The sequence below is a fragment of the Bartonella sp. OC16QHHD genome (assembly GCF_042194035.1).
In the GTDB taxonomy this organism is placed as follows: domain Bacteria; phylum Pseudomonadota; class Alphaproteobacteria; order Rhizobiales; family Rhizobiaceae; genus Bartonella.
Genome location: NZ_JBHIMJ010000058.1, coordinates 1 through 15,352 on the forward strand (window position 1 = coordinate 1; position 15,352 = coordinate 15,352).

The following is a 15,352-nucleotide window of genomic DNA, read 5'->3' on the forward strand; positions in this document are numbered from 1 at the left end:
TTATTTTTTTTAAATAAAATGCCCAAAACAATACCAATAAAATATTGAACAAAAAATCCTATTTCAAGACATTATTGGCAAAATCTGCCTTCATAAAAATAAAACATGAAAACAGCAAGGAGTGTAAAGAGAGCGTGGCGCCTTTAAAGTAAAATATAGCACCCCATTGCAATGCATAAAAATAGGAAGTTGCCTAGGAATGAGTTAATCACAATAACGCTTGTTTTATGCTACTTTAATAGGGAAAATTTTCTGCGCAGATACGATTTATAAAGACATTGCTGTATAAAGAGAATCGCATGATCTGTAATTTGTAAAAAGAATCAAATTCCTGTAGAAGCATGCTAAGCTATCTATCTAGCTTTCTTTATTTAATATTGAAAAGTACTCTTATAAATCTATGTGGGATAACGAACAACAAAAAAACGATCCTGGACAAGACCCTGCTCTTGTCGTCAAGCGCTTGCGGCCTGCGCGCCGACAGGTCTCTGCTCGTTGGCTTACGGGAACCATTCTGACAGGAATCACTTCCTGCATTCTTATGGGGATTGCACTTTTTACGGCTCTTGATGAACAACAGCGATTGGTAACACCGCCACAATGGTTTACGCAAGAAAACCTATCAGAATCACAAGACCCTGAGGCCAATGGCTATAAAGGTGATCGTATTTCTCCCACCCATGCACGGCAAAGCTTTGACAGAAAACGTCAATTTGAACTATCGATTCTACAAAAAAAAGGCGATGAAAAAGTCATTCAAACACAACATTTTGAATGGATTCGTATGGCTTTAGCCGAAAATCGCCCCCAGAAATATAGTTATCCAAAATTTGATTCTTTAAGCATTCTTGCCAGTGATTCTAAAAATCAAAATATCGCACCACAAGAAGATTCTGGGCAGATTTACGGTGCAAAGGTTGAAACAAAACTCACCTTACGCAGCTATGATTTTAAGGTAAATCAATTCGATTTTGATGACAGCGACACATTGACAGATGAAGAGGCACAACAAGAAGTGCAAAAAGCTGGATTTACTTTAGAAAAGAGCTCCGAACTTCTTTCAGTTCTCACATTGATTGATCCTTTAAAATTAGAAGATGTATCCTCCCCTTCCCAAGGCACAGAATCCCCTGAAGTTCGAATCGTTCAAGAAAATGTAACCGTTTCTCCTCAAAGTCACCGTATCGATCTGACGAAAAACTATGTTGAAGATATTATTCCTATTCGTAAAAAACAAACGATAGCCGATGCTTTCAAAAAAACCAGTTATACAAAAAAGCAAATTGACCAGGTTGTAAAAACGCTAGAAAAAATAAGCCTTTCCGATTCCCTTAAAGAGGGAAGCCTTTTACGCATTGGTATCGTGACACAAGCTGGTGAAGAAGATCATCTCGTACGCGCAAGTATCTATCAAGGGATGCATCATATTCTCACCATTGCCCTGAATGATAAAAGCCAATTCATTGAAAGCACAGAGCCTAAAATGTCTAAAGCACTTAAAACGGCTTTTCAAAATGGTATTCCGCATTCTTATATCAATAGTGCGCAATTACCAACGGCTTATGATGCACTCTATAGTGCTTTGCTAAGCCATAATATATCACAATCTCTCTCTCATCGTCTTATTCGTCTGCTAGCCACCAATATTGACATGAAAAGTCTGATAACACCCAATGATCAGATCGAAATATTTTATGCTGTACCACAAAGCGATAAAGAAAACCAAAATGGCAAAAAGAACTTGAAAGCAAAGGAAGCATCCCAAAACACTGATCCAGAAATTCGTTATATTAGCGCAACTTTTGGAAATACAACTTATAAATATTACCGTTATCAATTAAAAGATGGAAGCGTTGATTATTATGATTCTGAAGGGAGGAGTTCAAAGCCTTTCTTGCTGCGCAAACCCACACCAAATGGGATTTTTGGCTCCCCCTTTGGTCCACGCAAACATCCTATTTTAGGCTATGTTCGCATGCATACGGGAGTTGATTGGGTTGCTCCTAAAGGATCACCCATTATTGCTGTAGGAGATGGTATTGTCACAAGAGTAGGTGTAACAGGTGGCTATGGAAATCACACGGAAATTCAACATGCCAATGGATATGTCAGCAGTTATTCACACCAAAGCCGTTATGCACCAGATATCAAACCAGGCGTGAAAGTACGACAAGGACAAATCATTGGGTATGTTGGAACAACAGGAATGGCAACCGGTCCCCATTGTCATTTTGAAATCATTGTCAATGGCGTCAAAGTTGATCCCATGCGCATCCGTATACCGGATAGCAAAGCCTTAACAAATCAAGACCTACAAACATTCCTACAAGAAAAAAACAATATTGATGCCTTGATCAACAGCCCGATAACACCCTCCGAAGAAACTTAAAGCATAAAAGCATCTGCATTTTTACGACTCAAAACATCTAAAAATATGCTTTAGCGCTTATTTTTCTTAAAGAGATTTCCGCACTTTAAATATGTATAAAGAATTTACCGAAATATGCCACCACCCAAGGTCGCATAACAATGATTAAAAATAAAACGCCCTCCCCTTTTCAGGTTTACGCACAATAGAAAAGTGAAAAATATGAAACCCCAAAAGGTTAACTCTTCTTGTTTATTTTATCAAAACGATAGCCCGTCCTTATTTGCCATGCAATAAAATCTCAAATCAAAGAGGTGCCCGCTAAAGGATGAAGATTCTAAAATCCATATCATTCTATAAACAACCCGACTTTTTGTTGAAGAGATTTCACCTGTTGAATGCTTATGCTGTTCATAGCCCTAAAGGACAGTGTTTCATAAACTTTATGAGCAAGTTATCCTTAAGAATATTCGTTACACACTTTTACAAAAACACCACATATTTAAAGTTTTACATGCCTTACAAAAAATAACAAAATTTGAAAAAACAATCTCTTCACAAAGAAATAGAGCTTACTAATATAAGTATTATCGGTTTAAAGGAGCTTTTATTCAAAATAAATTTAAATTTTAACTCAAGTACTTCAAAGCTATAAAGCATACAACAACAGGAGAATTTTGAAAGCCGATAATCGGAGTCAGCAAAGCAAAAAACAAAGAGACCAAAAGATAAAGAAGCAATGTTGCTTCTCTTGAAGACAATTGACAATCTGATATGAATGGTGCTGTGTTCGCGTCATCTAAGTTATATTTTTTCTCATTTTTATTAAAACGAACAAGCAGAGAGTAAAGAATTTATCTCTTAAAAAAATCAGTCAGAGCTTTTTTTTGGACTATTCATGCTAAGTTTTGGCAAAGGAATGATAATCTTTGTGCCTCCTAAAGCAGAAGTTTCAAACAGAGGTTTCTCACCAAATTGCATACAGAGCTGTTCCACGACCACACGACCAAGTCCTGTTTTTTGTTCTAAAGTTTGGCTTTTCATTCCCACGCCATCATCTTCTACAATGAGCATCAATTGTCCATCTTTCTGGGGACCAAAAGAAATATAAATATGACCCGACCGTTGATCAGGAAAGGCATGTTTTAAGGAATTTGTCAGCAGTTCACCAAGGATAATTCCAAGTGTTGTCGCATCTCTTGAAGACAGGCGACAATCTTTAAAGTTTGTGTGAATGGCGATGTTTTCACGCAATTCAAAAGGGACTGCCAATTCGACATCATGCACAACAGAACTGAGAAACTCTGCCAAAAAAGTCGTTTCCATATCATCACTTAAGCGCAAACGACGATGTGCTGTAGAAATTGTCTGAATACGATCACGCGCAGCTCCTAAAACAGAACGTACCTCTTCATTTTTGCTCCGGTTTAACTGGAGCCCCAGCAAAGAAGACACCGTCCCAAGAGAATTGCCAATGCGATGGCTTGCATCCTGCAATAATATTTCAACCCGTTGGCGTTCTTTTTCAGCGTGATTGCGTGCTCTTTCTAATTCTTGTGTTCGTTCTTTCACGCGGGCTTCCAGAGCGATATTTTCGCTATGAAGCAGCAATTGATACAATTTTAAAGAGCGCACATCACGATGAAAACGATTAATAACAAAATAGGCAGAAATAAAAGTACTCACAACGGAAACAATAGCCGCCAATGTCAAAGCAGCCCGCATTAATGCGATACCCTCACGCTGTTTTTGTCGCACCACATCATCCCCATTAATAAAGCTTGTCATCAATTGAGCTAAACGTGCCACAGGAATCTTTGATACTTCAAAAGAGGCAGCATGAGAAGGTTGAGAGGGTTGTTCAGGAATCGCATCAAGAGCATGCATATGGGCATTCATAAAGGCTTTTCGTGCTTCAACCTCTTTTTTAAAAGCCGTAAACCATTCATCCCATTGTGGATGCGCATAAACAATAAGTGCGATATAATCGAGAATATCCCCTAACTCCCGCTCTGCATTTTCAAAACGTATTTTATCTTCCGCCTTGCGCGTTTTTGCATAGCTGCGATCAGCAACAGCCATATCAATCAAGCTAATAAGGACCAAATCAGCCTGTTCACGCAATTCTGAACTTGTATTCAACTGTGCAACTTCTCGATCAACAGCATTTGAAAGCAACATAATAAAAACCGATGCCAAAAGAGCCATAACAAGAGAAACAACAATCGCTACCCACCGCCAGCGTGATATCGTTGCATCAGAAGAAGGCATTTGAGGCATCAAATTTGTTTTTGTTGTCATAGAATGTCCATTGGCGAACTTGAAAGTCGTCATTTTTCAGCACAAAGGAAGGCAACCTTATGGAACATAAAACCTAAAGCCCGTGGGAAAGTTTATACAGGCTTTTCTTGTGTTCCTAAGGATACACGCCAAACACTCTGAATTTCCTCAGATACTGACTTTACTGTAATAGCTATAACGGGAATAAAAAAAACAAGGCTATCGATCATAATTATTATGCTTTTTTAGCCGTTAAATGAACACAATGTACTTCCAGCTGAATAAGAATCAGGACCATAATCAGACTCACCATCTACTTTAAGAAGTTCTTGTAATCGATTACGCGCCCTGCTCACACGGCTTTTAATGGTTCCAACAGCACAACCACAAATAGCTGCAGCATCTTCATAAGAAAATCCCGATGCGCCAATGAGAATAATGGCTTCTCTTTGATCGGCAGAAAGCAAATTTAAGGCTTTTTTGAAATCTTGCAAATCAAGTGATCCATATTGAGCAGGATGAACAGCGACATTTTGAGTAAACACGCCATCGGTATCTTGAACTTCTCTTCCCTTTTTACGCATTTGACTGTAAAATTCATTGCGCAAAATGGTAAAAAGCCAAGCTTTAAGATTGGTTCCCATCTCAAAACTATCTTGCTTAGCCCATGCCTTCATAACAGTATCTTGGACCAAATCTTCGGCTTTATCGTGCTTGCCACTTAAAGAAACAGCAAAAGCTCGTAAAGCCGGCAACACAGAAAGGAGTTCTTGTTTAAAGTTTTTCGCGCACTTTGACATAAAGGATTCAAACCTTTTCCACATTGTTTAAGCCAAATTGCTCTGCGCGCTCCAACTTCTCTAAAAGCTCAAGCAAACACCGTGGCAGTGCTTCTTCTTGAATTTCCATGTAAAATTGACGTAACTTCCGTGCTATTTCGCTATTGACCCCGAGAAGATCATCTCCAACTCTAAATTGTGTGGTGAGATTTTTTTCATCACGGTCGTTCATTTTTCATCCCCCTAATCCATATATTACTAATAGCACCGCGAAGAATTTTTCGCCTTATGGTTGTAAATATAGCTGTCGGTAAAAAGTTCCATACAAATCAAGGAACTTTTTTATCTGTTGAGAATTTCAACCAACAAAATGCTTGAAAGGTCAAAGGAGTTATAAATTATGTCATTATCAACGCGCATTGCCCCGCATCTTCCCTATCTTCGGCGTTTTGCCCGCTCTGTCACCGGTAGCCAATCCTCTGGCGATGCTTATGTTTCAGCGATGTTGGAAGCACTCATTGCCGACATCTCCATTTTTCCCAAAGCATCCACTGACCGAATTGGTACCTATTGGCTTTTTTGCCATCTTTTTGACCAAACCACACCAAACATCCCTGAACCCCTGCCCCAATTTGGTCTTGAACAAAAAACCAGTGCCAAATTATCCTATCTCACGCCCCGTGCACGCCAAGCATTTTTGCTCATTGCCGTTGAAGGATTTCATGAACAAGAAGCCAGCGAAATCATGAATCTGGATACGAAAGAATTCCGTAAGCTGCTCAACCAAGCATCCATTGATATTTCTCAACAAATTGCCACTGAAGTAATGATTATTGAAGATGAACCTCTTATTGCGCTTGATATTGAGCAAATGGTAGAAAGCTTAGGCCATCATGTTGTAGGAATAGCGCGCACGCGTGATGAAGCTGTCATCATGTATCATAAGAAAAAACCACGGTTGATTTTGGCTGATATTCAATTAGCCGATAACAGTTCAGGTATTGACGCAGTCAATGAGATTTTGAAAAATGACCGTATACCGGTGATTTTCATCACGGCTTTTCCCGAAAGGCTACTGACCGGCGAGCGTCCAGAACCAACTTTTTTAGTGACCAAACCTTTTAACCCTGATATGGTGAAAGCGCTTATTTCCCAAGCTTTATTTTTTCAAGAGAATGCTTCTAAAGCGGCTTAGAACAGAGTAACATCTTAAAATTATGATCGTTACGCCTCTTTCAAAGCCTCCCATGGATAGATCTCATATGAGTGCGCTCATGCAAGCGATTCGTGGTGCTGATATTTGTGTTCTCTATCAGGCAACAAATCTGGTTTATTTATGGGCTGAAAACTTGCCACACCATTTGCACCATAAATGGCGGGTTGGGTGTCGTGACAGCGACTTTTTTTCGCTTGACCTTGCAGACAATATGGAAACCATTAAACTGCAAGTTTTAGCCAGTGGCAAAATGCAAACTGTTGAAGCACGTTTTGAAGATACAAATAAACAAGAGATTTGGTACAAATTTTCTATTGATTGCCATCGTAATGATAACGGAGACATTATTGGGATTATCACCACCGGTGTCAATATTTCCGGCTTACGCCGCCGTGAACAAGTGCTTAAAATCCTTCTTCGCGAGGTCAGTCACCGTTCTAAAAACCTTCTAGCGATCATTCAAAGTATTGCCAGCCAAACCGCCCGCTATACTGAATCTCTTCAGGTTTTTTTACGAAAATTTCAAGGTCGTCTTCATTCTCTTTCTCATTCTCAAGATCTGATCACTGATTCCGATTGGCGCGGTGCTCAATTCCGCGAATTGGTCCAAACGCAGGCTTTAGGCTATTTTATGAAAGAAACAGAACGTTTTTCACTTGAAGGCGTCGATCCTTATCTTTTTCCCAATGCCGCTTTGCATATCGGTTTGGCTTTTCATGAACTGATTGTCAATTCTCTTTCTTTTGGAGCTCTTTCCCAAGAAAAAGGGAGCATCTGTGTACGCTGTGAAATCGAAACAAAACTGAATGGCAAAACACAACTTATCATCACTTGGCATGAAAATTTTGAATCCGGCATCCCTCCCACAAACAATAAAAAAGCCTGTTTTGGTAGTGCCGTTCTCGAAAAAATCGTTCCCATTTCCGTGAATGGTTCAGCTTCCCTCAAATTGACACAAGAAGGAATTGTCTATTGCCTCTCTGTTCCTGATACTTATTTTGATATTTTTTCTTAAAAGAGCATTTCAAACAATAAACAAGAGAAGTTTCCCCTTTTCAGCAAAATTTCTCATCTATTTTATTAAGCACAAAGATATTTTCCAGCCTCTTTAAACCAACCACTATGTCCCCTAATAGCTCCCCACAACCTTAACGAAAAACCTTAACAATGAGAACTTAAGTCGCATAAAATCCATTCCCGCTGTCAATCAACTTTCATCCCTTATAGAACCGCATATTTTAAGAGAGAAACCAAAACAATGAAGAGTAAACCGTTTCAGCTTTTATATGCCAAATAAAAGCGAACCTATTACCTATCTCTTTTTGTGTAACTTTCGCAATGCGCATACAATTCCATTTTGGCAGAATATGAAATTTCAAGGAGTAAAGCTAACATCCATCATCACTCTCCAGCTTTACGGGACTAAAGCATCCACGACAACAACAATTAACTGATGAAATTACACATTTTATGCTTTTATTTATCGCATTCTTTAATGGAGATATCCTCTTCAGGTACAATAGGACATCCTAAAACAGAATACACTTGTGTCCCTCCATTCACGCACTTTTTAATATTTCCCAGTGTACCCCCGCTCATTTCAAAACAGTATCTGTAAATAAGATATAATAGCCCCCGTAAAGTGAACCATCAAAACTGCCCCTTGTTACCCCACGTCCTTCTTTACCTTCATACCCCTTTTCACTTCATAAAAGTAGTAGCTGAGCATCATCATACTATTTGTCTCTCATGTTACAACAGCCATTGACCTTTGAGAGCCTCCATAAGAGGCATTTCAGTCTTTTTTCAAATATTACTCACCAACATAAAGCCCACACACAGCCTTTTATGACGTGCAAGCCAATGACATTGATTAATTTACTATAGAATAAAATCTCAAAGGGGAACTAAAAAACTCTAAAACCGTTTAATAGTGAAGAAGCCCCTAGGCTGACAAATTGGAGTCCGCGCTGTCAACCTGTCATTTGGAAAATAATTGATGAATCCCCTTGTTTTTATCCTCTTATTAGTTTCATGTACAGATGATTTTAATAGTTGCTATTCGAACAATACAATGGTTAAAATCTATCCCACGGCTCAAGCTTGTGAACAGGACATGGTCCCGTCCACAAAAAAGTTTGCACTTTATGGACAACAAATCTTTGCTCAATGTATAAACGTACACCCCAATTTACATCAACAAGAAGTAAACTTGATCTGGTCTGTAACAAACCATGGAAATTTCCTGCTTAAAAGCCAAAACGTAAAGGACAAGCTGTCTACAGTCCAGAAAGAAGATATTTTACCAACATTGCTTCCTCTTTTGCATTCTTCTTCCACAAACCTCTTGCACAAAAAACTTTAAAAGCATAAACCCATCAGATCTCAAAAAAATAATCAATGAAAGACATGATGGATAATAAGCGAATGCAACCTTCAAAAGACCATCACACAGAGCAAAATTCTCTGCCTCAAGATCTCCCTTTAGACCCTGCTGTAGAACGAGTAAGAAAAAAACTTATGGGTTTAATGATTATTTCCGTTTTAATAACGCTTTTCCTTATTCTAACCGTACTGTTTTTAATTATTTATAAAGTGATAAAAACCGGATCAGCGCCAAAACAAACAGAGCTATCTTCCTCTCTCAGCAAAAACCCACACGTTATCCATCATACGCTCTCTCTACCGGAAAAAACACAGATTTTGTCGCAAAGCCTCTCAGAACACAATATTGTACTGAAAGTTTTAACCCCTGATGGACAAACAAAATTTATGATTTACAATTATCACACCGGTGCACTTGTCTCCATTCTTTCTGTTGAAACAACAAAAGAGAGAGCGAAGATAATGCCTCATTAAGCAAACTAACATCAATAAGCGCTGACATAGCATCCTTGAAGGTTTAAACATTTTCTGCAAGCCGGCATTATCACACGCTTTGCCAGCGCGTGGGTGTTGCCGATAATCCTTGGCGCTAGAGAGAGTTCATAAGAGCCATTTTTATTCCTTTCTTATACAAATTTATCCACACGGGCTCTCCCCGTTTGCAACGTGCAAGCGAATGGTTTTTGTTGATTCAACATGGAACAAATTTGGAAATGAGAGAATTCTAGGGGTTTAGGGGCTCTCACCTAACATTCAAAACAATGAATTATTATTATAAATCAATGTGATAAGCATTAAATATTCACCACACGGGCGACGGCGCGTTTTTTACTGTATCCCCTCACTTAAATTATCCCCTCACTTAAATCTTGGAAAAGAAGAAACCTTTCTGTCAACGCATTCCCATTTTTAAGAAAACTGACATCACTTGGGAAAAGCTAATAAACGTGCAAGAAATACCTCTTCTTGAGTGTAAAAATTCAACATATTAATTTATAGTGATGATTTATTTTGCATGTCAAACGAGAATCTCAAATACTGTAAGATTCTCTCATCTCAAATCTATTTATGATGAAGCTCATCAAAATCATTTCCTCACATATCCTAGCAAGGAAATCGATGAATAAAATACCTCTTATGAATGATCCGCTATCAAAAGAAGAACTGTTGCAACATTGAAAATTAAAGCAATAACGCCCAGCTTACATCTTTTATTAAGCAAAGATAACCGATGGATTTCACATGATAGAATTCATGAACACCAGCGCGAAATGGGCATGAATACATTGAATATAAGTGTGAATTAAATAAAACAACGACATTGCGTTCTTCATAAAAGAACTGCCTCTTAAAATACACGGATGTGGTTTTCTCTATATCCCCTTACTTAAATCTCAGCAAAGAGGCAATCTTTTCTGTCAACACCCTTTGGTTAAGTCTCAATACAGCCCGTGAAAATCTAAAGAAAGTGCAAGAAGCTTCTTGAGTATATTACAATTTACTATCATGATGCCAATAACATCACCACAAGCGCTTACACAGCACCCTTCAGGTTTAAACATTTTCCTCTACTTCAAGATTGACCACTTGAGCGACGACGCATCTTTCTCTGTATTCCCTTACTTAAATCTCAGCAAAGAGGCAATCTTTTCTGTCAACAGCCTTCGTTAAGTTTCTGATACAGCCCCATGAAAACTCAAGGAAAGCGCAAGAAGCTTCTTGAGCATATTATAATTTATTATCATGATGCCAATAACATCACCACACAAGCGGGCTTACACAGCACCCTTCAGGTTTAAACATTTTCCTCTGCCTCAAGATTGACCACTCGGCGACGGCGTGGTTTTCTCTGTATCCCCTCACCTAATCCAGGCAAAGAAGAATCCTCTTTTGTTGCTGTTTTTGTTGCTGTTGATGCATCTCCATTGCTAGAGTTTTCTGCTGTTGTAAGTGAAAGCTCAAGAGATGATTCATCTTGAGTCCGTACAGTACGTCGACGAGGAGAACGACGTATTTTTTTGACAGGTTCAACATTTTTCTCAGAGAGGCAGTGCTCTTGATCTGTTTTTTCATCCGATAGAGCCTCTAAAGCGTTTTCTCGCGCATCCCCATTTTGCGCTTTATCATATTGGCCATTGCCATTTTTTTGCGACGACATTTGTAATACATCTGTATCACCCTCGACAGCATCCTTTTTTTCACCATCAAGATTTATTTCACCGCATTCTTGCCCATTGTTTTCATCACGATTTTCGTTTTCATCACCACGATTTTCATCACGCCGAACCGATTGAGACATTTGCCCAGTTGCTGCTAAAATAATACGCAAATAGTGCTCGGCATGTTGTAAATAATTTTCCGACATAACACGATCGCCTGCACCTTGTGCATCACGCGCAAGGCTTATGTATTTATCGGCAATTTGCTGAGCATTCCCGCGAATTTTAACATCCGGACCGCTACTTTCATAATTGCGAGACAACGGATTAGGACCGCGACGATTATTATTGTTATTACCATTATTGTTATTATTGCGACCGCGTACCCGTCTATTTTGTTGTGGCCTCATCTTTATCCCTTTTTGGAGTGTTTGTCTTATGTGTGTCTTAATTGACGCTTCCTCATTGCATTATCTTTTGATAATGCTGATCATGTTTAACATACGATTATCAAGCTATCCGCGTTTATTTCACTCAAACGAACCCTACTGATATTGATAAAAGCATATATTTTCTTGAAAATCACAAAACAGCAGGGAAATCGTAAATCAAAAATTCCCTTTTTCTCTGTCAAACAGCAAAAACCTAATGATGTTCACGTAAAATGCCAAGTGTTTTTTTTAAAATAAACCATATTTCACTAAAAAAATAATTATCTTGTGGAAAACAAAAAGGAAAACACACATATAACACACCTGACAAAGAAAAAATTCCTGCCAGAGAATAGTATAAGCTTCCTTTTTTGCTCTAAAACCACCGCTCCTAAAAACGCCGATATCCTCTACCCCCTCGTGCATTTAACTCACAAGCACTTCCATCCCAACGAGTCACTGCGCGAACCTCTTTATTTTATAAATATAGCCTCTCTTCATCGCTAAAGCAACCCCTTGCGAGCGATAATCCACGATCGCCTCACAAAACCTCTTAACTTTTATAGATAGATTAATACGAAGTATTATTCAAGCCCTATAATCACCAAGAGATCAATCTTCTTTCCCAAACAAGTCAATGATACTATCAATTTTTATTTTAACCCATAGAGTTTTTAAGTTAATCACAGTTTTTATTTATAACAAATTGAGCTTAAAAACAAAATATTTAAATACAAAAAAATATCAAATTATGAAAAAAACGACCAATATGTCACACTTTTTTAAAAATCAGCTTCTTCTCAAAAAATACCCTCCTCAAAGCCTATCAATAAGAATGGCCTAACGTATTTCCTTACTTATCTTTTCTGATAAAGAATTTTCTGATAAAGAAAACTAGAATTATAAAACAAGCACATTTTTAAACCCAGCACAGCGCTTTACGCATGAAGAAGCCGTAAATGTTTATAAAAGGAATGTTTTTTTACTCATTTTTGTCATGTCTATTGACTTACACCCTCAAAGAATGAAGGTTCTCAAATCACACTGGTCTGTTAACAATGAAAATACTTATAAAATTCATACACTGAATTGATTTGTAATGATAATTCATATTTTTTGTGTTGAGTAAGAAAATTAATACCGTAGGATTTTTCATCCTCAATCTGTTTGCTATTGAATCAATCTCTTTTTCTTGCATGTTACATGTGGGAAAACCTGCGTGGAGTAAAAACGATAAAAAAGTGCCTCTTATGAACCGTCTCTAAGGCTAAAGGGCTGTCGAGAGGCACCATTGGGAGCAAGCAAAGTGTGAGATAGTACCGGCTTACTCTTTTTTAAACCATAAAGATGAACTTGCTTTATAAATTTTATACATTTCATGAGGGCTTTACCATTATACCATTCACCAGAACCATTACGAAATGGATTTCCCACACTCGTTATTTCCCTTAAAAAAGCGCAACAAATCCTCCTAAAACTCCACCACGCCCCCTTAAACATTTCAAGGAAGCATCCATGCCTTATGTCGCCACACCTTAAATAAGAAGTGCGATATAACAAGATAAATAAAATTTCTATTGGTCTCGAGGCAGATCGTAATTTAAGGGGTTTTTATCTTTTCATCAAAATTCGCATCCTTTTAACTTTCCATATAAAAACTTAAAAGTAATTGCGTCTTTTGCCTTTTTTATTTTCTTTTTCATTGAGAAAACAATCGCGTAAGAGAAAATAATTTCCATCCCCAGGTCGTACCAACGTCAAACATTGTTTTTTTGCAGTATCAGAAAGCTGATCCCACATTTCACGAATAGCAAAATAGGCCTCACTTTCCAAATTAAGACAATGCTGATAAACTTCTCTTTTCATATCGGGCATAACGGAAGCAGAAATTTCCTTGCAATATACACGCATATCAAAAACAGGAATAACCAATTCAACGGGTGCTTGTTGTGTTATTTTTTTATGAGAAGAAAAATAACTGACCACCTTTGCAACAACAAAACACAAAAACACTATACAAAAAAGTATTATGCAAACAAAAGCAATCTTGCGATATAATCTTTTGAAATAAGCCTTTTGTCTTGCTCGGATTCTTTTTTCCATAAAGATTGTACCCTTTAATATCCCAAGAGAAGCTTTTACAGTAAAAAATGATAGCAGTATCTGTGTACACAATACAGGTTATAGCAGCAAACGATCAAGACTCTTATGTTAAAAGACTCTCTTTTTTTATTGTATAATTTTTATCGTATAAAATTTTTGTGAAACAGTTTTCTCACGCCCTTTATGAAAAAATAGGGATTATGATTTTCTTTCACCACCTTAAAAGACGAAGATTCTTCATCCATGCGGCTTTATAAACAATTCGTCTTCTTTAAGATACATCACATTGATTTATAAAGAGTATTTATTGTTTTTTCATATTGAATGAGAGACCCGAATACCACAGGATTCTCTCATCCTAAATTTGTTTTCTGTTGAAACGATCAAAACCATGTCGCTTGCAAGTTACAAGCGGAGCTGGCATGTGGATTAAAAACTGTACAAAAAAGGCATATGCCTCTTATGAATCGTCTCACGAACCAAGGCTTTCGTAACATTGGAAACTGGAAAAATATATGAGAGTACCAACCTGCACTTTTATGAAGCATAAAGATGAGGGAGATACCTTATAAGTTTTATACATTTCATAGGGGCTTTACCCCTATACCATTGACGAGTGTTCTTGTAAAAGGGACTTGGGAGTGGGATATCTCTTTAAAAACAAGTCCATGAATATGCAATAAATGTATATTCGGAGACAAATAATATTTTAATATTTGAGGCATTCTGTTTTTATGTGAGAGGCATGATCCCAAGAAGACACACGATACATAAAAGCATAAGGCATTATCTTCATTATTTAAATAATATTGCTATAGATAGTTTTGAAAATTATAAAGGAAAAAGATGATAGTCCGAAGAGTGATTGATATGCCTTTATATTTTTTCTCAATAAGGTTGTCTTCCTATTTCAGAAATCACTCAAATACAGCCCTCATCTGGCATATATAAAGTCTAGCTTACAAAAGCTGGAATCGCTCAGAGAGTTTTGCCCTTCTGAATCCGTAAGGCTCTCATTCTTCTTTCTCTCAAACATGCTACAGCTTTGAAATTTGATGTTGATTGACAAGCAACAAAAAAAGCTCTGCACTCTCTTAAGAAAACAACGCCTTAAAGTTACACACATAATGGATTGGAAAGATGTCCTAGCTTTTTATCAAACGCGCTGTAAAACAACGAGCGTAACATATTAGCTTTGCTTATCCCAAAAATGTTCATCCCAATCTCTTGTATCCAAATCTCTTATATCTCAATCTCTTGCATCCAATTCCCTAGCCTTCAACTCCCTAGCCTTCAACTCCCTTGCATCCAATTCCCTTGCATCCAATTCCCTTGTGTCCAATGCATAAAAATCAAGTTGAAGAAAATATATGGACACCCCTGAACTCGAAAATATGAAAGGAAGGCGTGACAGAGTTTCGCGTTCCTTTGTCATGCAAAAGCATTAGACATTCTGAAACAAGCACACTTACTGTCTCGTAATGATTCCTTTTTTCTGCTACCGGTCAAATCCCTTTATTTAGAGAATTGGCTATCACAAGTTATGCAACAAATAGCGCTATATGCAACAAACAGAACCTGATTTATATCCGCATGGAATTCGTTCCAGTTTACATGATTGGCTCGCAAAA

The 15,352-nt window shown here is 37.7% G+C and carries 11 protein-coding genes; 5 read left to right on the forward strand and 6 right to left on the reverse strand.

Features of this window, described 5'->3' with window-relative positions; translation table 11 throughout:
• Positions 1-400 precede the first annotated feature (400 nt).
• Positions 401-2,389 (forward strand): M23 family metallopeptidase, encoded by a 1,989-nt coding sequence (locus ACFIK1_RS05895; RefSeq protein WP_375662312.1) that lies wholly within the window; start codon positions 401-403, stop codon positions 2,387-2,389.
• Between the two features lie 849 nt (positions 2,390-3,238).
• Here the strand turns inward: ACFIK1_RS05895 and ACFIK1_RS05900 are convergent.
• From ACFIK1_RS05900 to ACFIK1_RS05910, 3 genes are all read right to left on the reverse strand, one after another.
• Positions 3,239-4,669 (reverse strand): sensor histidine kinase, encoded by a 1,431-nt coding sequence (locus tag ACFIK1_RS05900; protein WP_375662313.1) that lies wholly within the window; start codon positions 4,667-4,669, stop codon positions 3,239-3,241.
• Between the two features lie 224 nt (positions 4,670-4,893).
• A complete protein-coding gene (locus ACFIK1_RS05905; protein ID WP_273724155.1) occupies positions 4,894-5,448 on the reverse strand; it encodes an RNA polymerase sigma factor in 555 nt (184 codons plus the stop codon).
• A gap of 7 nt (positions 5,449-5,455) precedes the next feature.
• On the reverse strand, positions 5,456-5,659 hold the full coding sequence (locus ACFIK1_RS05910) for a NepR family anti-sigma factor (RefSeq protein WP_375610684.1): 204 nt from the start codon (positions 5,657-5,659) through the stop codon (positions 5,456-5,458).
• A 168-nt stretch (positions 5,660-5,827) separates the two neighbouring features.
• Here ACFIK1_RS05910 and ACFIK1_RS05915 point away from each other — a divergent pair, with 168 nt between their 5' ends.
• The 4 genes from ACFIK1_RS05915 to ACFIK1_RS05930 all read left to right on the forward strand — a co-directional run bounded on the left by ACFIK1_RS05915 (position 5,828) and on the right by ACFIK1_RS05930 (position 9,502).
• The gene (locus ACFIK1_RS05915; protein ID WP_273791319.1) at positions 5,828-6,622 is read left to right on the forward strand and encodes a response regulator; all 795 of its coding nucleotides are present in this window, start codon (positions 5,828-5,830) and stop codon (positions 6,620-6,622) included.
• Positions 6,623-6,644: 22 nt separating this feature from the next.
• Positions 6,645-7,658: an HWE histidine kinase domain-containing protein gene (locus ACFIK1_RS05920; RefSeq protein ID WP_375662314.1), complete on the forward strand. Its 1,014-nt coding sequence runs from the start codon at positions 6,645-6,647 to the stop codon at positions 7,656-7,658.
• Positions 7,659-8,642: 984 nt separating this feature from the next.
• Positions 8,643-9,008 carry a hypothetical protein gene (locus tag ACFIK1_RS05925; protein WP_375662326.1) on the forward strand — a complete coding sequence of 122 codons (366 nt, stop codon included), beginning with the start codon at positions 8,643-8,645 and terminating at the stop codon, positions 9,006-9,008.
• 44 nt (positions 9,009-9,052) lie between these two features.
• A complete protein-coding gene (locus ACFIK1_RS05930; RefSeq protein WP_375662315.1) occupies positions 9,053-9,502 on the forward strand; it encodes a hypothetical protein in 450 nt (149 codons plus the stop codon).
• 1,321 nt (positions 9,503-10,823) lie between these two features.
• Here ACFIK1_RS05930 and ACFIK1_RS05935 read toward each other — a convergent pair.
• The 3 genes from ACFIK1_RS05935 to ACFIK1_RS05945 all read right to left on the reverse strand — a co-directional run bounded on the left by ACFIK1_RS05935 (position 10,824) and on the right by ACFIK1_RS05945 (position 13,721).
• A complete protein-coding gene (locus ACFIK1_RS05935; RefSeq protein WP_375655326.1) occupies positions 10,824-11,597 on the reverse strand; it encodes a DUF4167 domain-containing protein in 774 nt (257 codons plus the stop codon).
• Between the two features lie 1,269 nt (positions 11,598-12,866).
• Entirely contained in the window at positions 12,867-13,052 is a 186-nt protein-coding gene (locus ACFIK1_RS05940; protein WP_375633299.1) for a hypothetical protein, read from the reverse strand.
• Between the two features lie 225 nt (positions 13,053-13,277).
• A complete protein-coding gene (locus ACFIK1_RS05945; RefSeq protein ID WP_375643265.1) occupies positions 13,278-13,721 on the reverse strand; it encodes a hypothetical protein in 444 nt (147 codons plus the stop codon).
• Between the last annotated feature and the right edge of the window lie 1,631 nt (positions 13,722-15,352).

Excerpts from the sequence above, each read along its gene's own strand:
- ACFIK1_RS05895 (WP_375662312.1), top strand. The coding sequence starts at position 401 with ATGTGGGATAACGAACAACAAAAAAACGATCCTGGACAAGACCCTGCT.
- ACFIK1_RS05900 (WP_375662313.1), bottom strand. The coding sequence starts at position 4,669 with ATGACAACAAAAACAAATTTGATGCCTCAAATGCCTTCTTCTGATGCA.
- ACFIK1_RS05905 (WP_273724155.1), bottom strand. The coding sequence starts at position 5,448 with ATGTCAAAGTGCGCGAAAAACTTTAAACAAGAACTCCTTTCTGTGTTG.
- ACFIK1_RS05910 (WP_375610684.1), bottom strand. The coding sequence starts at position 5,659 with ATGAACGACCGTGATGAAAAAAATCTCACCACACAATTTAGAGTTGGA.
- ACFIK1_RS05915 (WP_273791319.1), top strand. The coding sequence starts at position 5,828 with ATGTCATTATCAACGCGCATTGCCCCGCATCTTCCCTATCTTCGGCGT.
- ACFIK1_RS05920 (WP_375662314.1), top strand. The coding sequence starts at position 6,645 with ATGATCGTTACGCCTCTTTCAAAGCCTCCCATGGATAGATCTCATATG.
- ACFIK1_RS05925 (WP_375662326.1), top strand. The coding sequence starts at position 8,643 with ATGAATCCCCTTGTTTTTATCCTCTTATTAGTTTCATGTACAGATGAT.
- ACFIK1_RS05930 (WP_375662315.1), top strand. The coding sequence starts at position 9,053 with ATGATGGATAATAAGCGAATGCAACCTTCAAAAGACCATCACACAGAG.
- ACFIK1_RS05935 (WP_375655326.1), bottom strand. The coding sequence starts at position 11,597 with ATGAGGCCACAACAAAATAGACGGGTACGCGGTCGCAATAATAACAAT.
- ACFIK1_RS05945 (WP_375643265.1), bottom strand. The coding sequence starts at position 13,721 with ATGGAAAAAAGAATCCGAGCAAGACAAAAGGCTTATTTCAAAAGATTA.